This is a genomic window from Campylobacter concisus (assembly GCF_002165785.1).
In the GTDB taxonomy this organism is placed as follows: domain Bacteria; phylum Campylobacterota; class Campylobacteria; order Campylobacterales; family Campylobacteraceae; genus Campylobacter_A; species Campylobacter_A concisus_W.
This window is the reverse complement of the sequence record NZ_NDYO01000006.1, coordinates 149151-166104: the sequence shown is the minus strand read 5'-3', so window position 1 is coordinate 166104 and position 16954 is coordinate 149151. Positions and strand designations below refer to the sequence as shown.

At 37.5% G+C, this 16954-nt stretch carries 16 protein-coding genes, 1 tRNA gene and 1 pseudogene; 5 read left to right on the top strand and 13 right to left on the bottom strand.

Going from position 1 to position 16954, the window contains the following annotated elements; all coding sequences use genetic code 11:
* The 11 genes and pseudogenes from yihA to B9N62_RS05565 all read right to left on the bottom strand — a co-directional run bounded on the left by yihA (window position 1) and on the right by B9N62_RS05565 (window position 9290).
* Entirely contained in the window at window positions 1-615 is a 615-nt protein-coding gene (yihA, locus tag B9N62_RS05615) for a ribosome biogenesis GTP-binding protein YihA/YsxC (protein ID WP_087584729.1), read from the bottom strand.
* Window positions 612-1088, bottom strand: a complete 477-nt coding sequence (lptA, locus tag B9N62_RS05610; RefSeq protein ID WP_072594780.1) for a lipopolysaccharide transport periplasmic protein LptA — start codon at window positions 1086-1088, stop codon at window positions 612-614. The genes yihA and lptA overlap by 4 nt, the downstream gene beginning before the upstream one ends.
* Window positions 1061-1588, bottom strand: a complete 528-nt coding sequence (locus B9N62_RS05605; RefSeq protein ID WP_021090489.1) for an LPS export ABC transporter periplasmic protein LptC — start codon at window positions 1586-1588, stop codon at window positions 1061-1063. The genes lptA and B9N62_RS05605 overlap by 28 nt, the downstream gene beginning before the upstream one ends.
* Window positions 1579-2067, bottom strand: coding sequence for a KdsC family phosphatase (locus tag B9N62_RS05600; protein WP_087584728.1), 489 nt, complete (start codon window positions 2065-2067; stop codon window positions 1579-1581). The genes B9N62_RS05605 and B9N62_RS05600 overlap by 10 nt, the downstream gene beginning before the upstream one ends.
* On the bottom strand, window positions 2064-2639 hold the full coding sequence (gene hisB, locus B9N62_RS05595) for an imidazoleglycerol-phosphate dehydratase HisB (RefSeq protein WP_180382164.1): 576 nt from the start codon (window positions 2637-2639) through the stop codon (window positions 2064-2066). The genes B9N62_RS05600 and hisB overlap by 4 nt, the downstream gene beginning before the upstream one ends.
* A gap of 15 nt (window positions 2640-2654) precedes the next feature.
* Window positions 2655-3371, bottom strand: a pseudogene (locus B9N62_RS05590) (septal ring lytic transglycosylase RlpA family protein); the annotation flags it as partial.
* 127 nt (window positions 3372-3498) lie between these two features.
* Window positions 3499-4710 carry a lytic transglycosylase domain-containing protein gene (locus B9N62_RS05585; protein WP_087584725.1) on the bottom strand — a complete coding sequence of 404 codons (1212 nt, stop codon included), beginning with the start codon at window positions 4708-4710 and terminating at the stop codon, window positions 3499-3501.
* Between the two features lie 64 nt (window positions 4711-4774).
* Window positions 4775-5560 (bottom strand): TatD family hydrolase, encoded by a 786-nt coding sequence (locus B9N62_RS05580; RefSeq protein WP_084040889.1) that lies wholly within the window; start codon window positions 5558-5560, stop codon window positions 4775-4777.
* A complete protein-coding gene (locus B9N62_RS05575) occupies window positions 5557-6813 on the bottom strand; it encodes a GGDEF domain-containing response regulator (RefSeq protein ID WP_087584724.1) in 1257 nt (418 codons plus the stop codon). The genes B9N62_RS05580 and B9N62_RS05575 overlap by 4 nt, the downstream gene beginning before the upstream one ends.
* 88 nt (window positions 6814-6901) lie before the next feature.
* Window positions 6902-8422 carry an AAA family ATPase gene (locus tag B9N62_RS05570; protein WP_180382160.1) on the bottom strand — a complete coding sequence of 507 codons (1521 nt, stop codon included), beginning with the start codon at window positions 8420-8422 and terminating at the stop codon, window positions 6902-6904.
* Entirely contained in the window at window positions 8415-9290 is an 876-nt protein-coding gene (locus B9N62_RS05565) for an NAD(+) kinase (protein WP_087584827.1), read from the bottom strand. Before B9N62_RS05565 ends, B9N62_RS05570 begins: the two co-directional genes overlap by 8 nt.
* A gap of 92 nt (window positions 9291-9382) precedes the next feature.
* On the opposite strand from B9N62_RS05565, the gene aspS reads away from it, so the two are divergent.
* From aspS to B9N62_RS05540, 5 genes are all read left to right on the top strand, one after another.
* Entirely contained in the window at window positions 9383-11140 is a 1758-nt protein-coding gene (aspS, locus tag B9N62_RS05560) for an aspartate--tRNA ligase (RefSeq protein ID WP_087584723.1), read from the top strand.
* A 187-nt stretch (window positions 11141-11327) separates the two neighbouring features.
* Window positions 11328-11897 carry an adenylate kinase gene (locus B9N62_RS05555; protein WP_087576742.1) on the top strand — a complete coding sequence of 190 codons (570 nt, stop codon included), beginning with the start codon at window positions 11328-11330 and terminating at the stop codon, window positions 11895-11897.
* Window positions 11898-12004: 107 nt separating this feature from the next.
* Complete coding sequence (locus B9N62_RS05550) at window positions 12005-12340, top strand: NirD/YgiW/YdeI family stress tolerance protein (RefSeq protein ID WP_087584722.1); 336 nt, start codon at window positions 12005-12007, stop codon at window positions 12338-12340.
* Window positions 12341-12410: 70 nt separating this feature from the next.
* On the top strand, window positions 12411-12929 hold the full coding sequence (gene ppa, locus B9N62_RS05545) for an inorganic diphosphatase (protein WP_072594769.1): 519 nt from the start codon (window positions 12411-12413) through the stop codon (window positions 12927-12929).
* Between the two features lie 123 nt (window positions 12930-13052).
* Window positions 13053-13129: transfer RNA gene (locus tag B9N62_RS05540), tRNA-Ile, on the top strand.
* Window positions 13130-13224: 95 nt separating this feature from the next.
* Here the strand turns inward: B9N62_RS05540 and B9N62_RS05535 are convergent.
* Window positions 13225-13884, bottom strand: coding sequence for a M48 family metallopeptidase (locus B9N62_RS05535; RefSeq protein ID WP_087584721.1), 660 nt, complete (start codon window positions 13882-13884; stop codon window positions 13225-13227).
* On the bottom strand, window positions 13874-16951 hold the full coding sequence (locus B9N62_RS05530) for a type I restriction endonuclease subunit R (protein WP_087584720.1): 3078 nt from the start codon (window positions 16949-16951) through the stop codon (window positions 13874-13876). The genes B9N62_RS05535 and B9N62_RS05530 overlap by 11 nt, the downstream gene beginning before the upstream one ends.
* Window positions 16952-16954: the final 3 nt, after the last annotated feature.

The following is a 16954-nucleotide window of genomic DNA, read 5'->3' as shown; positions in this document are numbered from 1 at the left end:
TTATCTACCAAGAGCGTTATTTATGATAGCTTCTCTAGCCTTTTCGATACCGCTTTTATTAAGAGTTGAGACCAAGATACCGCTTGGATCAAATTTCATTACCGCACTCTTTTGGCTTTGATTTAGCTTATCGCTTTTTGTATATAAATTTAAAATTTTCTGATCAGCCCTTAAAAAGCTTTTTAGATAAGCATCCACATTTACGTCTATATCTAAATCAAAATGCCTAGCATCAATTAGGTGTATAAAAAGCCTTATATCGCTTCTAAATTTCAAAAACTCATCTAAATTTTTACGCCATTCATCATGCTTTGACTTTGCCACTTTTGCATAGCCAAAGCCTGGCAAATCAACCAAAATGAGCTTAAATCTATCTTTTTCTTCCTGCTCGTCTTTTTGCTCACAAAACTCAGCCTCAAAGAAATTTATAAGCTGAGTTTTGCCAGGAGTCGATGAGCTTTTGGCTAGATTTTTTTGATTTACAAGTGTATTTATGAGGCTACTTTTACCAACATTTGATCTCCCCAAAAAGACGACTTCGCTTGTTACAAAGCTTGGAGCCTCTTTTATACTTGGACTTGATGTGATAAATTTAGCACCTAGTGGCCTTATCACTTATCTTTTTCCTCTACCTGAAAGATAAACTTAACAGGCTTTTTTTCATCACTATTTACACTATATGTGCCATCTTTTTGATTAACAACGATCTTTTCGCCATAAACATTTTTATCAGTTTCTACCTCATGCAAATAGCCATTTCCACTAACAGTATAGATCTGTTTTGCTGGCTCGTATGTAAGAGTATTGCCTTTGCCGTCGTAGTGCTTATCTTTTATAAAAATTTTAGCTCTTGCATTGCCAGTGGCCACATATTTTATAGGTTGACGTTTTTTGTCAAAATAGACAACCACTTTATCTGCCTTAAGCTCATCAAATGAACCCTTTTTGATATTTACATTACCTATAAATTCACTAGTTTGCTTATTCTCATCTGCAAAAAAATCATTTGATGTAATTTCAACTTGCTCTGCATTTAAAAATGTAAAACCCAATATCACCGCTAAAATCGCTGATTTTCTTCTACCCATGCCCTTAACCCTTTTACCTGCGTTTGTTTTTTAGCAAGATCATAGCTTCCACTCTCACCCAGTGCCTTATCATTATTTCTTATGAGCGTGAAATTTGCTTCAGATCTTACTATTTTTGTTTTTGTTCCATATATCACTTCGTCACTTATAAATCTCAAACTATCGTTGTTTTCATAGTTTGCATTCTTTTGAAAGATGATTTCGTCATTTTGTGAGATTGCTTTGTCTGAGCTTAAAAAATGTTTTAAATTTCCTCTTAAAATTTTTGCTTTAAAACTCAAAAATTCATCTTTATCATTGTATCTATTTAGCTCATCAGCCTCGTAGACTCCGCTTATTTTCGTGGAATTTATCTCATAATCTATCACATCATTTATTTGCATATTTGATATCTTTGTATCGATCTTTAAAACATTTGCAAGGTATGGATCTTGAGCTGCCAAAAATATCATCACGACACTAAAAATTGCCACGACGAAGTAGAAAATTTTTACAACCAACGCTTAGACCACTCGTCATATAAATTTTCTGATTTTATAATAAGCTCGATCATCTCTCTAACCGCGCCATTGCCACCTTTATGCTTTAGTTTTGTCTTTACATCAAGCTCTTTTATCGCATCTTTTGGCTTAAAGCTCCAAGCAACTGCATTCAAAATTTTATAGTCATTGTAGTCATCGCCGATAGCTGCTGCGTTTTTAAAGCTAAGCCCTTCAAATTTTAATATCTCACTCGCAACTTCAAATTTATCACCAACTCCTTGATAGACGTGATTTATCTTTAGATCCTCAGCTCTTCGCTCAACAATGGCTGACTTTCTACCTGTAATGATAGCTACCTTTTTGCCAAGCTTTAGCCAGCTTTCTATCGCATAGCCATCTTTTACATCAAAAAATTTAAGCTCTTCACCATTTGCATTATAGATGATCTTGCCATCAGTGAGGCAGCCATCAACATCTAAAAATATAATCTCTATCATAAAACACCCTTTGTGCTTGGTGTGCCTATCCTTACGTTTTTGGCAAGTGCTCTACGAAGTGCTACAGCAAATGATTTAAAAGTTGCTTCTATGATGTGGTGAGTGTTTTTACCGCGAATTTGATTTAGATGAAGCGTGATACCAGAATTTATAGCAACTGCCCTAAAAAATTCCTCCACAAGCTCAGTGTCAAACTCCCCTACTTTGGCATTTTCATTAAAATTTTCATATACAAGGTAGGCTCTATTGCTAAGATCTAGCGCACAAAAAACAGCCGCCTCGTCCATAACGATGCTCGCCTCGCCAAATCTCTCAACGCCGCTTAGTGGATACAAGGCCTCTTTTAAAAGCTGACCCAAAACTATGCCTACATCCTCAACGCTGTGGTGAAAATCCACATAGGTATCGCCCTTGCATGAAATTTCAAGATCGAGCAAAGAATGCTTAGTAAATGCCTCAAGCATATGGTCAAAAAAGCCAATACCTGTGCTTATCTTTGCAACCCCAGAGCCATAAATTTTAAGCTTCATTGAGATTTGTGTCTCTTTTGTATTTCTAGTTAGTTCTAAAATTTCTTCTCTCACGTCCTAACCTCTTACTATAAATGCACCTTGGAATTTACCGCTTCTTGCATAATCCCTGGCCTCGTCCTCGCTTCTAAAGCCATTCAAAAATACCCTATAAATGGTCGAGCCGTCTATGGTAAATGTCCTGACTACCGACTTGTAGCCATCTATGCTTTGATGCTCTCTTTGATATCTGTTTGCGCCCTCAATGTTTTTAAACGAGCCTATCTGCACCATAAAATCTCCACCCACGACTCTCTGCTCTGATGAGATCACGATGCCTCCAGTTGGGGCTGTGGGTGAGACTGGATTTGGCACTTTTATACCAGTACTTGTTGGTTTTGTTTGAGTATTAATGCTAGCAACAGCATTTATATCTTCATTAAAACCTATGACTTCCATACTGACTGGAGCTGTGCCTGTACCGATAATATCAAGTTTAGTCGCAGCCGCCTTTGAAAGGTCTAAAACTCTATCAGCCACAAAAGGTCCACGATCATTTACACGCACAATAACGCTTTTTTGATTTCTTAAATTTGTTACTTTAAGGATCGTATTCATCGGCAAAGTTTTGTGTGCTGCAGTCATGTTGTACATATTATAAATTTCGCCGTTTGAGGTTGTTTTACCATGAAAATTTGGACCATACCAGCTTGCTGTGCCACTTGCCTTATCACCCACACTTACAACGGTTGGGTAGTATGTTTTGCCATTTATCGTGTAAGGCCTCATTGTTGCTTTTTGGATAGAAGCTGAATTGTTGCCCTTTACATTAGTTGGGCCACTTGGTGTAAATGGTGCCCCGTTCCAAGAGCAACCAGTAACTAGAAGAGTAAAACTTAGCCCTATATAAAATTTTAGGCTCTTATGGTATGACAATATTTGCTCCAACATTTAAATTTGAACTAGCAAAAGAATTTGCATCTTTTAAATCTTTTTCGCTTACATTAAATTTTTTAGATAAAGAAGTTATCGTATCACCAGTTTGGACTATATAGTTTTGAGATTTATTTTGGGCAGAAAATGGAATAATTAGTTTTTGATTATAGCTTACGGCATTTGTGCTAAGCTCGTTGTAGTCCTTGATCGCTCTATGACTAACACCTGTTTTTTTAGAGATAGAAAGTAATGTTTCGCCTTTTTTTACAACGTAGGTATAAAAATTATTTTTACCGTTAAATGGCTTGAAATTTTCTGCAAAAAGCTGTTTTTTATTTTCAGGGATATAAACATAATAATCTTTTAGGGTTGGTGGAGTAAATACAAATTTTAAATGTGGGTTGTTGTTTTTCATCTTTTTTGTACTAAGGCCGATACTATCGCCTATTTGAGCTAAATTTGTACCACCAGGTACTTTTACTTTTACAAGCTTTAGTCCTCCGTTTATGTTCAATAAAGATGAATCTTTAGACATCAAGAAGTCCGCGTCTTTTGCGGTATATGCTGCTCTTAAAATTTTGATAACAAAATTTCTAGTTTCGGCTGGAAGGTATTTTTTCTCTGCGTCAAGAAGCGTTACAAGGTCATCTGTACCAGCTTTTTGTATAGCTCTTTTTAAGGCTCCATCGCCGCAGTTATAGGCCATAGCTGCTAGATACCACTTACCAAATTGATTTTTCAGTGATCTTAGATAATTTGTAGCTGCAATAGTTGATTCAACCGGATCTTTTCTCTCATCTACATATTGACCTACTTTTAAACCATGAAGCCTAGCCGTTTGCTCCATAAACTGCCACATGCCAGTAGCTTTTGCGTTTGAGACTGTGTGATTTGAAAAGCCTGATTCTATCATAGCTAGATAAAAGAATGACTCAGGTACGCCGGATTTTTTGATCTGCTCTTTTACCATCGGTATATACATATAACCATTTTTTAGAGATTCTGTAAATGTTTCAAGTTGTGATTGTTTGATACCTTGCCTCATCTTTGCATAGTGAGAAGTCTTCATAAAGCTAGCGTCAATATCCAGCTCTTTTAAAATTTTTACCTGAGTGTCGTATGAGCTCTTTTCAGGCGTATTTGCTAGTAGCAAGCTACTACATGCAAACATTAAAAATATTTTAAGCATTGCTTTCATTTCTATCCTTTTTCGTGTCAAAACTTAAGATGCTAGCATCTTAAACAAGCACAATGCCTAAATTTCAGGCAAAGCACTTAAACAACCTTTTGGCATTATTTGAAGTTTTTTCACAAACAACTTCAAACTCAAGGTTTAAAATTTCAGCTATCTTTTTAGCAACAAATGTCGTAAACGCCGGCTCATTTCTCTTACCACGATTTGGTTCTGGTGTGAGATAAGGAGCGTCAGTTTCAATAACTATCCTATCAAATGGGATTTTTGGCAAGATTTCGACTAAATTTTTAGCATTTTTAAATGTTAAAACACCGCCTATGCCAAAGTAAAAATTCCCAAATTTACAAAGCTCTAAAAGGAGTGGCGAAGCATTATAACAGTGCAAAATCGCTCCAGCTTCAAGCTTTGGTGCATACTCTTTTAAGATATTAAAAGAGTCCTCATTAGCCTCCCTAATGTGAAGAATAACGGGTTTTTTTAACTCAACAGCTAAATCAAGTTGAGCTAAAAAAATACGTTTTTGATCCTCTTTTTCTTTTATCTTTTCATTTTCATCTTTTGGTAAGCGAAAGTAGTCAAGACCACATTCACCAATCGCCACACACTTTTCATCTTTAGCAAAATTTCTTAAAATTTCAATACTAAAACTCTCTTTATCATATGGATGAACTCCAGCGGCAAAGAAAATGTCAGAATTTTCACGCGCTATTTTAGCCGCTTTTGGTAAATCATTAATATCAGCTCCCGGGATAATAAAGCCTTTTAGCCCTAAATTTCTAGCTTCATCTAAAATTTTATCAAGGTCAGGATCATAAACTTTACTATCTAAATGACAATGCGTATCTATAATCATAAAGCTATTTCTACTCTGTTTCTACCATTTTCTTTTGCGGTATAAAGTGCTGAATCGCAAGCCTCAAGCATATCGTCTATCTCGCAATGCCCATTGCCAAAAGATACACCTATTGATATAGTAACTTTTACTTTTTCCTTTTTTATAGTTACTTCATTTTCAGCCACTTTGGCTCGTAAATTTACAAAAAATTTAACAGCTTCTTCTTTATTTATCTTTTTAAGGACAACGCAAAATTCTTCGCCGCCAAATCTAGCAACAATATCACTTCCTTTTGTATTGTCATTTAAAATTTTTGCGATTGATTTTAGTACCTTATCTCCGCCATCATGGCCATATTTATCATTTATCTTTTTGAAATAATCAACATCAATCATTGCAAAAGCATAAGGCTCATTAGTCTCTTCAGCTACTTGAACATACTCTTCTACGTCAGAATAAAAAAATCTTCTATTATAAACTCCAGTCAAGAAGTCACGATTTGCAAAATTTGCTATCTTGTTTATATTTTCCATCGCCTCGATCGTATTATTAACACGGCATATTAGCTCTTCTTTTGAAAATGGCTTTGCTATAAAATCGCTCGCACCATTTTTTAAAAATATTGATGCGTCAGTCTTTTCGCTAGGCGATGTCATAACAATTACGCCAAGACTATTTTTATCTTTTTCTTTTCTGACCTCTTTTAAAACTTCAAGGCCATCTTTTACTGGCATTCTATAATCAGTTATTATAAGATTTATATCAGGATTATCCGCAAAATAATTCATCGCCTCTTCGCCGTGAGCTGCGGCCAAGACTTTAAACTGAAGGCTGGTTAATATCTTTTTTATCATATTTCTAAAAGGAAGCGAGTCTTCAACAACCAAAACATTGTATTGTCTATTTTTGCTCAGTCTATTTATCATTTGAAAGATATAGTTGATATCGTCCATATTCCCTTTATAAACATAATCCACAATATCTTTATTTATAAAATTTTGCCTTGTTTCATCGTCAATGCTACCTGTTAAAACGATAGCCGAAAGTCCTTTGGAAAGCGCATAATCAACGATCTCTCCATTTGGAGCATCTGGTAAATTTAAATCCAAAATAGTCATAAAATAATCTTTGTCATGCTCGCTAATTAATGTCTTAGCCTCGGCAAAACTATATGCGACATCAATTGCCATCTCATCAATAGTCTTTTCCATTTGCATAACAATCAGCTTTGCTAACGCCTTATTATCATCAACTACAAGGATTCTTTCCATATTATTCCTACAAAAATTTTTATCAAATTAGTGGCGATTTTATCAAATAAATTTATTTATAAAGCTTAAATTAATAATTTAAATTAAGCTACTTTAAAAGCCCTTTCGCAAAATTTATTGCTTCTTCACTTATGTGCTCACCGCTTATCATACGTGCTAATTCGCTCACTCGTTCATCTTTATCAAGCTCTCTTACAACCGAGCTTTCACCGTGACGCTCAACCAAAAAGTGAGAATTTGCCTTTGAGCTAAGCTGCGGCTGGTGTGAAATGGCGAAAATTTGATAGAAATTTGCAAGCTTAAGCAAGACATTTGCGATGCTCATCGCCTCTTTTCCGCTTAAATTTGCATCTATTTCATCAAGTATGATGACATCACCGCCCGTTTTTGTGATCTCGCTAGATGCGGCTATAAAAGCCAGTCTTAGGCGGTTTAGCTCGCCTGAGCTTAAATTTTTAAGTGAGGTCTCGTTTAAATTTAAACAAACCTCATCAAGCCCTAAAATATCAAGTCTTTTTTCTTCTATTTTTAGTGTAATATCTGGCATATAAAGCTCTTTTAGGTATAAATTTATCATCGTCTCAAGCTCTTTTAAATTTACGCCCCTTACCCTGCTTAAAGCGCCAGCTAGCTCATTTGCCTTTTTGCTCAAAATTTCAAATTTCTTCTCAAGCTCACTCTTTTCAAAGCTTAAATTTTCATATCTGGCAAGCTCTTTTTCCTTTTTAGCAAGTGCTTCCAACGCCTCCTCCTCGCTGCCATAACGCCTAATGATGGCATTAAGAGCCTCTATCCTATCAAGCACGCTCTCCACGTCGATATCGTCAAGCTCCTCCATATTTAGGCTATCTCTTGCGACCCTTAGCTCGTTCATCGCATCTTCAAAAAAGCCATTGTCAAGGTCGCTGATGCTTAGCGCCTCATTTACGCTGTGCTCTAGCTCAAATATCCGCTCAGCCCTAGCCCACGCCTCATTTATCTTATCTTTTTTACTAAGCCTTTTTTTAGTCTCCATAAGCTCTTCAAACTCGCCTTTTTTAGGCCCGACACTTCTTATCTTCTCGATCTCAAAGCTAGCAAGCTCCTTTAGCTCCTCGACCTTTTTCTCTTCCTCTTTTATAGTGGCTAGCTCTTTTGAAATTTTAGAAAATTCCAAAAACGCCTCTTCAAATTCTTGTTTTATCTCTTTAAATTTCTCATTTTTTGAAATTTCAAGTCTGTCAAGCAAATTTAGAAATTTCTCATTTTCAAATTCATTTGCCTCTTTTGCCGAGAGATATTTGATGTGCTCGCGCGCCACTTGGGCTAAATTTTTCTTTGAGATGGCTTGTTGGTTTATAAAATACCTCGTGCTTTTATCTTTTAAAAGCTTGAAAATATTGACCTCTTCATTTTCTATACCAAACTCATCAAGCTCAAATTTATGCTCCACGTCAGCTTCTATCAGCCTTGCCTCGCTATCTTTTAGCCCAAAAACAGCCATTATGGCGCTCATTAGCACAGACTTACCAGCACCGCTAACGCCCGTAAATACGCTAAGCCCCTCTTTGAAATTTAGCTCGACATTTTTAAAATTTAGATAATCTTTAATCAAAATTCGATCAATCATTATAACCCCAGTGAAGTTTCTCTTTTAAAATTTGAAAATAATCCCTGCCAATATGGCGTATCAGCCTCGCTTTTTTGTCGCTGAGGCTCATGCTAACAGCTGAAATTTTACTCATATCAAACCTATCTTGTCCGTCTATAACCAAAATGGCGTCGCTATTTGTTCTAAATTTAACCGTATGATTTTTCGTGAGTACGACTGGACGCTGTGTAAGTGAGTGCGAGCATATAGGAGTTACTGTAAAAACTTCGCTTAATGGATAGATAATAGGGCCATTTGCGCTCATGTTATATGCCGTTGTTCCAGCAGGTGTCGCTACTATAACGCCGTCACCAAAATATGAATTAAAATATTTTTCATTTAAAAGTGCTTCGATATGCGTCATCGAACCACCATTTTTACTAACAATGACTGCATCGTTAAATGCTATCTTTTGCTCAGTTTTGCCATCATTTTTGTGAAGCGTCACATCAAGCATAAAAGGCATTTCTACCTGAAATTTATCATCAAAAAAGTCTTTAAAAAATTTCTCACTCTCATTAATCATTATGTCGGTTAGAAATCCGAGCCTACCAGCGTGTATACCAAGGACAAGTGGCGAGATGTGAGCTAGCTTTCTACAAGTTGAAATGATCGTGCCATCTCCGCCAAGAGTGATCAAAAATTCGCACTCTTTGGCTAGTTTTATCAGCTCAAAACCATTTTTTTCTATACGCTTAGCACAATTTTTTTCAAGCAAAATTTCTGCGTTATACTTTTTTAAAATTTTTTCTAATTTTTCTAAATCTTGCCTAAATAATGGATAATCTTTAGCAATAAGTCCTACTTTTTTTGTGCAAAAAGTATTAAATTTTTGTTCATTTTTCATGCAAATGATTGTAACATATTTTATTTTAACAAAGCTTTTCAAAAGAAAAAAGCGATTATAATTGCCTAAAAAACATTGCAAAGGAGCATTTTATGCGAAGTCATTATTGTACCGATCTTAGCAAAGCTGATATCGGCAAAGAAGTAATACTTTGTGGCTGGGCAAACACATATAGAGACCATGGCGGCGTTGTTTTCATCGACTTAAGAGACGTTAGCGGGCTTATACAATTAGTCTGTGACCCTGCTGACAGCAAAGAAGCACACGACGTGGCTGCAAAAGCAAGAGATGAATATGTCTTAAAAGCAAAAGGAAAAGTAAGAGCTAGAGGCGAAGGACTAACCAATCCAAAGCTAAAAACTGGCGAGATAGAAGTAATAGTAAGTGAGCTAATCATCGAAAATCCAAGCGAGCCGCTACCATTTATGATAGGCGATGAGAGCGTAAATGAGGACATTAGGCTAAAATACCGCTTTTTAGATCTTAGAAGCGAGCGCTTGCAAAATATCTTTAAAATGCGTTCTCGTGCGGCGATCGCAGCTAGAAATAGCCTAGATAAAATGGGCTTTATCGAGTTTGAAACTCCGGTTTTAACACGCGCGACACCAGAAGGTGCTAGAGACTATCTAGTGCCAAGCCGTGTATATCCAGGCCAATTTTACGCACTGCCACAAAGCCCGCAGCTATTTAAGCAGCTTTTGATGTGTTCTGGCTTTGATAAGTATTTTCAGATCGCAAAATGCTTCCGTGACGAGGACTTAAGGGCTGATCGCCAACCAGAATTTACTCAAATAGACATCGAAATGAGCTTTGTTGAGCAAGAAGATATCATAAATATGGCTGAGACGATGCTAAAAGATATATTTAAAGCCTGCGGATACGACATCAAAACGCCATTTAGACGCATGAGCTACAAAGAGGCCACTGAGACTTACGGCTCAGACAAGCCTGATCTTAGATATGATCTAAAAATGATCGATGTGATCGATATTTTCGAGCGCTCAAGCAATGAAATTTTTAGCTCTATCGCAAAAGATAAGAAGAAAAACCGCATCAAAGCGCTAAAAGTGCCAAATGGCGACAACATCTTTAGTAAGCGCGAGATGAATAGATTTGAGGAGTTTGTACGTAAATTTGGTGCACAAGGTCTTGGCTACTTCCAAATGAAAGAAGAAGGACTAAAAGGCCCGCTTTGTAAATTTTTCGAGCAAAGCGATCTTGATGAGATAGTCTCAAGATGTGAGCTAAAAGTTGGTGACGTCGTATTCTTTGGCGCTGGCAAGAAAAAAATCGTGCTTGATTATATGGGAAGATTTAGAATTTTCCTAGCTGAACAAATGGGTATCATCGATCAAGACAAGCTTGAGTTTTTATGGGTGCTTGACTTCCCAATGTTTGAGCAAAACGACGATGGCAGTTACTCTGCGATGCACCATCCATTTACTATGCCAAAAAATATAGACGAGCCTGATCTTGAGGACATCCTCTCTATCGCTCACGACGTTGTGCTAAACGGCTTTGAGCTTGGCGGCGGAAGTATAAGAATTCACAAAAACGATATCCAACAAAAAGTCTTTAAACTTCTTGGCATAGACGAAGAGGAGCAGCGTGAGAAATTTGGCTTCTTGCTTGATGCATTGACATTTGGCGCGCCTCCACACGGTGGTATCGCGATCGGCTTTGACAGGCTAAATATGCTTGTAAATAAAGCAAGCTCGATCCGTGACGTCATAGCCTTCCCTAAAACACAGCGTGCTCAGTGCCCACTCACAAAGGCGCCAAGCTACGCTAGCAACGAACAGCTTAGGGAGCTAGGACTAAGGATAAGAGAAAAAGAGCAAAAGGCTTAAAATTTTTGCAATAAATTTAGACTTTTTAGATGTCTAAATTTGAGTTATTTTATTAAAAGATTAAATTTTTGAGATGAATTTGGATGTTGTGCAGAAAATTTCATCCCAAAGCTAGACATATAGTCTGCTGTAGGGTGAAATTTTCAAACTCATTCAAAGACGCTCAAAAAATATAAAAAGGGAAAGAATGAAAAATTTATTTTTAATCATCGGCGCTCCAGGCAGCGGCAAAACAACAGACGCATCGATCATCGCACAGCATGATGAGAAATTTGCACACTTTTCAACTGGTGATCTTTTAAGAGCTGAAGTCGCAAGTGGTAGCGAGCTTGGCAAACTAATAGATGGCTTTATCTCAAAAGGAAATTTAGTCCCACTTGACGTTGTCGTAAATGCGATCGTCTCAGCTATCAAAAGCTCAAATAAATCAAACATCATAATCGACGGCTACCCAAGAAGCGTTGAGCAAATGACTGAGCTTGACAAAGTCTTAAGCGAACAAGATGAAATTTCTCTAAAGGGCGTCATCGAAGTAGATGTTAGCGAAGATGTGGCAAGAGCAAGAGTGCTCGGCCGTGCAAGAGGCGCTGACGATAATAACGAAGTCTTTAACAACCGCATGAAAGTATATCTTGATCCGATCAAACCTATCCGCAAATTTTACAGCGAAAAAGAGCTACTTCACGTGGTAAATGGTGAGCGTGGCATTGACGAGATCGTAGCTGACATCAAAAATTTACTAGCTAAACTTCTATAAATTTACAGACCTTGCATCACAAGGTGCAAGGTTTTAAAACTTACCTTTTATTAATATCAAAAATGTACTATCCCTTAAAATTTCACAACCAATTTTAAAGGATAAAAATGAAAAAAATTATAATCGCTGCAATATCTGCTAGCATTGCAATGGCTGGAGGCTTCATATCAAAGCACCCAAGCGAAACGATAAGTGTAAAAGATGCCTTAAAACTAAACGACGACACCAAAGTTGTGCTAGAAGGTAAGATAAAATCACATATAAAATCAGACAAATATGAATTTATCGATAAAAATGGTGATGTTATTGTTGTTGAAATCAACAATAACAAATGGGGCAACATAACAGTCAATGAAGATACACCTTTACGAATAAGAGGCGAGATAGATAAAGACCTTATGAAAACAGAGATCGACGTAGATAGCGTAGAAATCATAAGGTAGTTAAAATTTACACGCATTTAATGCAAAAAATACTAAAATCACGAAAATTTCTAACATAAAGGACGAATATATGGACGTTTCAAAAATCAAAGCTGGCTCAAACCCAGACAAAATCAATGCCGTAATCGAAATACCTTATGGCTCAAATATCAAATACGAGATCGACAAAGATAGTGGTGCAGTCGTTGTTGATCGCGTACTTTACTCAGCGATGTTTTACCCAGCAAACTATGGCTTTGTGCCAAACACACTTGCAGCCGATGGCGATCCAGCTGATATTTTAGTGCTAAACGAGTATCCACTCCAAGCTGGTAGCGTCATTCCTTGCCGCTTAATAGGTGTTTTGGTGATGGAAGATGAAGCAGGCATGGACGAGAAGCTTTTGGCTGTGCCAGTTACAAAGATCGATCCAAGATATGAGGCGATAAAAAGCTATGAAGACTTACCAGTTGCAACGCTAAATAAAATTAAAAATTTCTTTGAAACTTATAAAATTCTTGAGCCAAACAAATGGGTTAAAGTCAAAGAATTTAAAGATGCAAATGCTGCAAAAGAGATTTTAGACGCTGCTATTAAAAATTATAAATAATTTATAAGCCCTATTTTAGGGCTTTTCTTTTTAAATTTGTTCGTTTTATACTCCACGTAAAAAAGGCTATTTTTTATATTTAGATAAGCTTTTTCTTGTATAATACGATTTTCTTTCAACTGCGGGTTCATAGCTCAGTTGGTTAGAGCATCCGGCTCATAACCGGATGGTCCCAGGTTCGAGTCCTGGTGAACCCACCACTTACCAATCAAACACTCAAAAGCCAATTTTCTCTTGTTTTTAAAATTTACAAAAATAAAATATGTATAATAGCCCAAAAGCTAGGTCCAAATTTCTAAACTCTCTCTAAAATTTCCTTGCGTTTTTGCCAATCAGGCATATAAAGCGTTAGATAGTCATAGAATTTCTTTGAGTGATTTGGATAGAGCAGGTGAGCAAGCTCGTGAAATACGACGTACTCGATACATAATTTTGGCTTTTTGATAAGCTCTATATTCAAATTTATATATGATTTATAGGGATTGCAACTCCCCCATCTTGTTTTCATCTGCCTTATTTTTACGCTTTTGATATCTTGTTTTACTGTCTTGTTAAATTCTTGCAAGATATTAAAAAAATATAACATCGCCTTTTCATGATACCACTCATAGACTAAATTTTCTTTTCGCACTAGGTCGCTTTTATCTTTCACAAATAGCTCAAGATAGCCACATTGAAGCTTTACACGCTCCTCTTTAGACTGCACGACTTTAAGCCGGTAGCTTCGCCCAAGATATTTAAAGTCTTCGCCACTTACGTATTCTTTTTCGGGCGTCTTAAATGAGGCAAAAAACGCACGCTTTTGCACTATCCATTTAGCTCTTTTTTTTATGATAAATTTTATATGCTCATCGCTTGCGGCTTTTGGCGCAGTTAGGATCGCTTCGCCATTTGGTCTAACTTTTAAGGTGATATTTTTCACCTCTTTTTTGATGATTTTTACCTCATTTAACATAAAAGCTTATCTCTATTCCACGGATAGTTTGGTAAATTTTTTCCTTCTCATCGATAGAAACGCCGTATTCGTCCTCGACATCCCAAAGGGCATCCTCCATAGCGCTTGTTATCTCATTTTCTACGTCTTTATTTTTGTGCCATTCTGGTTTTTTGGAGGCCTCTTCGTAAATTTCATAAAATTTCACGCTCAAATTTTTAGCAACCACCTCAACATCCACAAGCTCCACATCTCCCAAAATGTCAAGCAAATTATCATAAATAGCAAATAAAATTTTCTTACCATTAAATTCTTTTGGATACCTGTCTTCATTTGGCTTTAAAGCACCAGTTATTAGGTCTTTTAGTAGTTTTGCTTTGGCAAGTTTTTCTTCCTCACTTAGCCTTTTTGCTTTATACTCGTCGATGATGTCTTGTATCTGCTGCGCTATTGATTTATAAAACGCTGGGTTTGAGTCCATTTTCTCTTTTACCACCGCGCTTACTGCGCTGATGATCGTGTCAGCCTTTGCATTTTTACCCTCAACCCTTTGCACCTCATCGTCAAATTCCGTCTCAAAGATATTTACAAGCCTTGTAAGCTCATTGACCCCTTGTGCATTTACGTAAGTATCGAGCAGCTTTTGCATCTGCGCTTCGTATTTGCCAAAGTCGTAAGCCTCGTGATACCTTAGCTGCACAGCCTTTCTTAGCTCGTTATAAAATTTAACCCTTTGCTTATAGGCTTTGATCTCCTCTTCGCTTAATATGTCATAAATTTTCTCACTAGAAAGCGCTAGCTTAAACGCCCTAGCAAACTGCGATAACCACTCTTTAAAGTCATCTCTTTTTTGCACGTCTTCTAAAACCGCCACGTAGCTTTCCAAATCATCTTTAAATTTAACGCTACTAAAAAGATCATCCAGATGAGTATAGTAGGTCTTTGCCTTTATGATCTCGCTTCTTACGTCTATCACGGCTCCGCTTAAATCCTCTGGGTCAAAACCGCTTAGCGACGCATAGCTAGTAAGCGCCTCATCAAGCTCGCCCAAAAGGCCTCTATAGTCTATGATGTAGCCATAATCCTTTCCGTCATAAAGCCTATTTACTCTAGCTATGGCTTGGAGTAAATTATGCTCTTTTAGCTGCTTATCTATATAAAGCGTGCTTGCTCTTGGCGCGTCAAATCCTGTTAAAAGCTTATCCACGACTATAAGCAGGTCTATCTCGTCGCCATAAACAAATTCATCCTTCACATGCTTTAGATACTCTTCCTCGCTACCATAGCCCCTTATAGTATCTTGCCACGCCTTTGCGACATACTCTTTATGTCCGCCCTCAAGCTCCTCGTGCTCGTTGCTTGATATCACATAGGCACTTTTTATCTCTCCAAATTCTTCAAATATCTCATGATATTTTATGGCGTCATATTTTCTTTGCGTTGCCAGCATCGCTTTAAAGCCACTTTTTTTCAAAGTCTTTTTAATATGCTCATTTATATCCACAGCTATTAGCTCTAGCCTTTGCTCGCTTGATGCCACACGCTCAAACCTCGCCCACTTTTGCTGCAAGTCCCTCTTAGTCTCATCGCCAAGCTCTCTTGATATGAGATCAAATTTCCTAGTTAGCCCCTCAGGGTCTAGCACCTCTTGACCCACATATCGCCCCTCGTAAAGTAGCGGCAAGACGGCTCCGTCTTTTACCGCATCATCTATCGTGTATCTATGAATTTCTCCGCCAAATTTGGCAAAGCTGTTTTTCTCACGCTTTAAAAGCGGCGTGCCAGTAAATCCTATATAACAAGCAAGAGGCAACGCCTTTTTCATAGCCTTATGAAGATCGCCGCCTTGCGTGCGGTGGCTCTCATCCACTAGCACAAATATATCGCCATCTCTTATCACTACCTTTTGGTTTTTCACCTTTTCAAATTTATGCACGAGAGTAGTTATCACGCTAACGCCGCTTTGTAGCTTTTCTATCAGATCGCTTCCGCTACTTGCTCGCCCTGCTTTTACGTCCGTGTTTTCAAAGGTCTCATGTATCTGCCCGTCTAGATCTATCCTGTCAGTTACGACAATGATCTTTGAGTTTATATAAATTTGCTTTAAAAGCTTCGTTAGCATCACCATCGTGAGCGACTTACCGCTTCCTTGCGTATGCCAGATGAGTCCGCCCGCTCTTGCGCCCTCTTTTTTCGCTGATACTCTCTTTAGCGTCTCTTCGATAGCGAAAAACTGCTGATAGCGGCAAACCTTTTTCATCCTTTTATCAAACACTATATAGTGCCTAACTAGCCTTAGCAGCCTATCTTTAGATAGTAGAGCAAAGAGCGTCATATCAAGCGAGCTCACCTCTCTACCATTTATCAAGCTCTTTAAGCTCTCTTTTGCTTTAGCTTCGTCCTGCTCTTTCCACACACTATAAAATTTAAACGGCGTGCCAGTAGTGCCATATCTTGCCCCACTTCCGTTTGCCGCGATAGTTAGTTGGATGTATTTAAAAAGGTGCGCTATCTCATCTTTACCATGCTCTTTTTCAAGCTGCTTTATGCCGTTTTCAAAGCTCACGCTTGATTTTTTAAGCTCGATCACGACTATTGGTATGCCGTTTATAAAAAGCACGAGATCAGGCCTTCTGTTTTTTGCGCTATCGCTTTGATTTGCCCTGCTTACTTCAAATTCTTCCGTTACGTAAAAGTCGTTGTTTTGTAAATTTTCAAAGTCTATAAATTTAAAAGAGAAGCTCCTTCTCGTGCTGTCTTCTAAATTTTCTTCTAAACTGGTGCCAAGCAAGAGTAAATTCGTGATCCTTTTGTTTGCAACCATTAGCCCTTCGTTTAATGATACCTCAGCTAGCTCATCAACTGCTTTTAAGACGCTACTTTGGCTAAATTTATACCTCTTGCCCTTATACTCGTAGCCGTTTATCTCGCCAAGCTTTTGGGTTAAAATTTCCCTAAACAAAACCTCGCTAGTTTTACCGCCTCGAAGCTTTAAATTTTCATCCCTGCTTATAAATTTATAACCCAAGCTTTGAAGTAAATTTATGCTATTTTGCTGGATCTTATTTTCTGAAGTATCTGGGATCATTTG

Excerpts from the sequence above, each read along its gene's own strand:
- lptA (WP_072594780.1), bottom strand. The coding sequence starts at position 1,088 with ATGGGTAGAAGAAAATCAGCGATTTTAGCGGTGATATTGGGTTTTACA.
- B9N62_RS05600 (WP_087584728.1), bottom strand. The coding sequence starts at position 2,067 with ATGATAGAGATTATATTTTTAGATGTTGATGGCTGCCTCACTGATGGC.
- B9N62_RS05585 (WP_087584725.1), bottom strand. The coding sequence starts at position 4,710 with ATGAAAGCAATGCTTAAAATATTTTTAATGTTTGCATGTAGTAGCTTG.
- B9N62_RS05580 (WP_084040889.1), bottom strand. The coding sequence starts at position 5,560 with ATGATTATAGATACGCATTGTCATTTAGATAGTAAAGTTTATGATCCT.
- B9N62_RS05575 (WP_087584724.1), bottom strand. The coding sequence starts at position 6,813 with ATGGAAAGAATCCTTGTAGTTGATGATAATAAGGCGTTAGCAAAGCTG.
- B9N62_RS05570 (WP_180382160.1), bottom strand. The coding sequence starts at position 8,422 with ATGATTGATCGAATTTTGATTAAAGATTATCTAAATTTTAAAAATGTC.
- B9N62_RS05565 (WP_087584827.1), bottom strand. The coding sequence starts at position 9,290 with ATGAAAAATGAACAAAAATTTAATACTTTTTGCACAAAAAAAGTAGGA.
- aspS (WP_087584723.1), top strand. The coding sequence starts at position 9,383 with ATGCGAAGTCATTATTGTACCGATCTTAGCAAAGCTGATATCGGCAAA.
- B9N62_RS05555 (WP_087576742.1), top strand. The coding sequence starts at position 11,328 with ATGAAAAATTTATTTTTAATCATCGGCGCTCCAGGCAGCGGCAAAACA.
- B9N62_RS05550 (WP_087584722.1), top strand. The coding sequence starts at position 12,005 with ATGAAAAAAATTATAATCGCTGCAATATCTGCTAGCATTGCAATGGCT.
- ppa (WP_072594769.1), top strand. The coding sequence starts at position 12,411 with ATGGACGTTTCAAAAATCAAAGCTGGCTCAAACCCAGACAAAATCAAT.
- B9N62_RS05535 (WP_087584721.1), bottom strand. The coding sequence starts at position 13,884 with ATGTTAAATGAGGTAAAAATCATCAAAAAAGAGGTGAAAAATATCACC.
- B9N62_RS05530 (WP_087584720.1), bottom strand. The coding sequence starts at position 16,951 with ATGATCCCAGATACTTCAGAAAATAAGATCCAGCAAAATAGCATAAAT.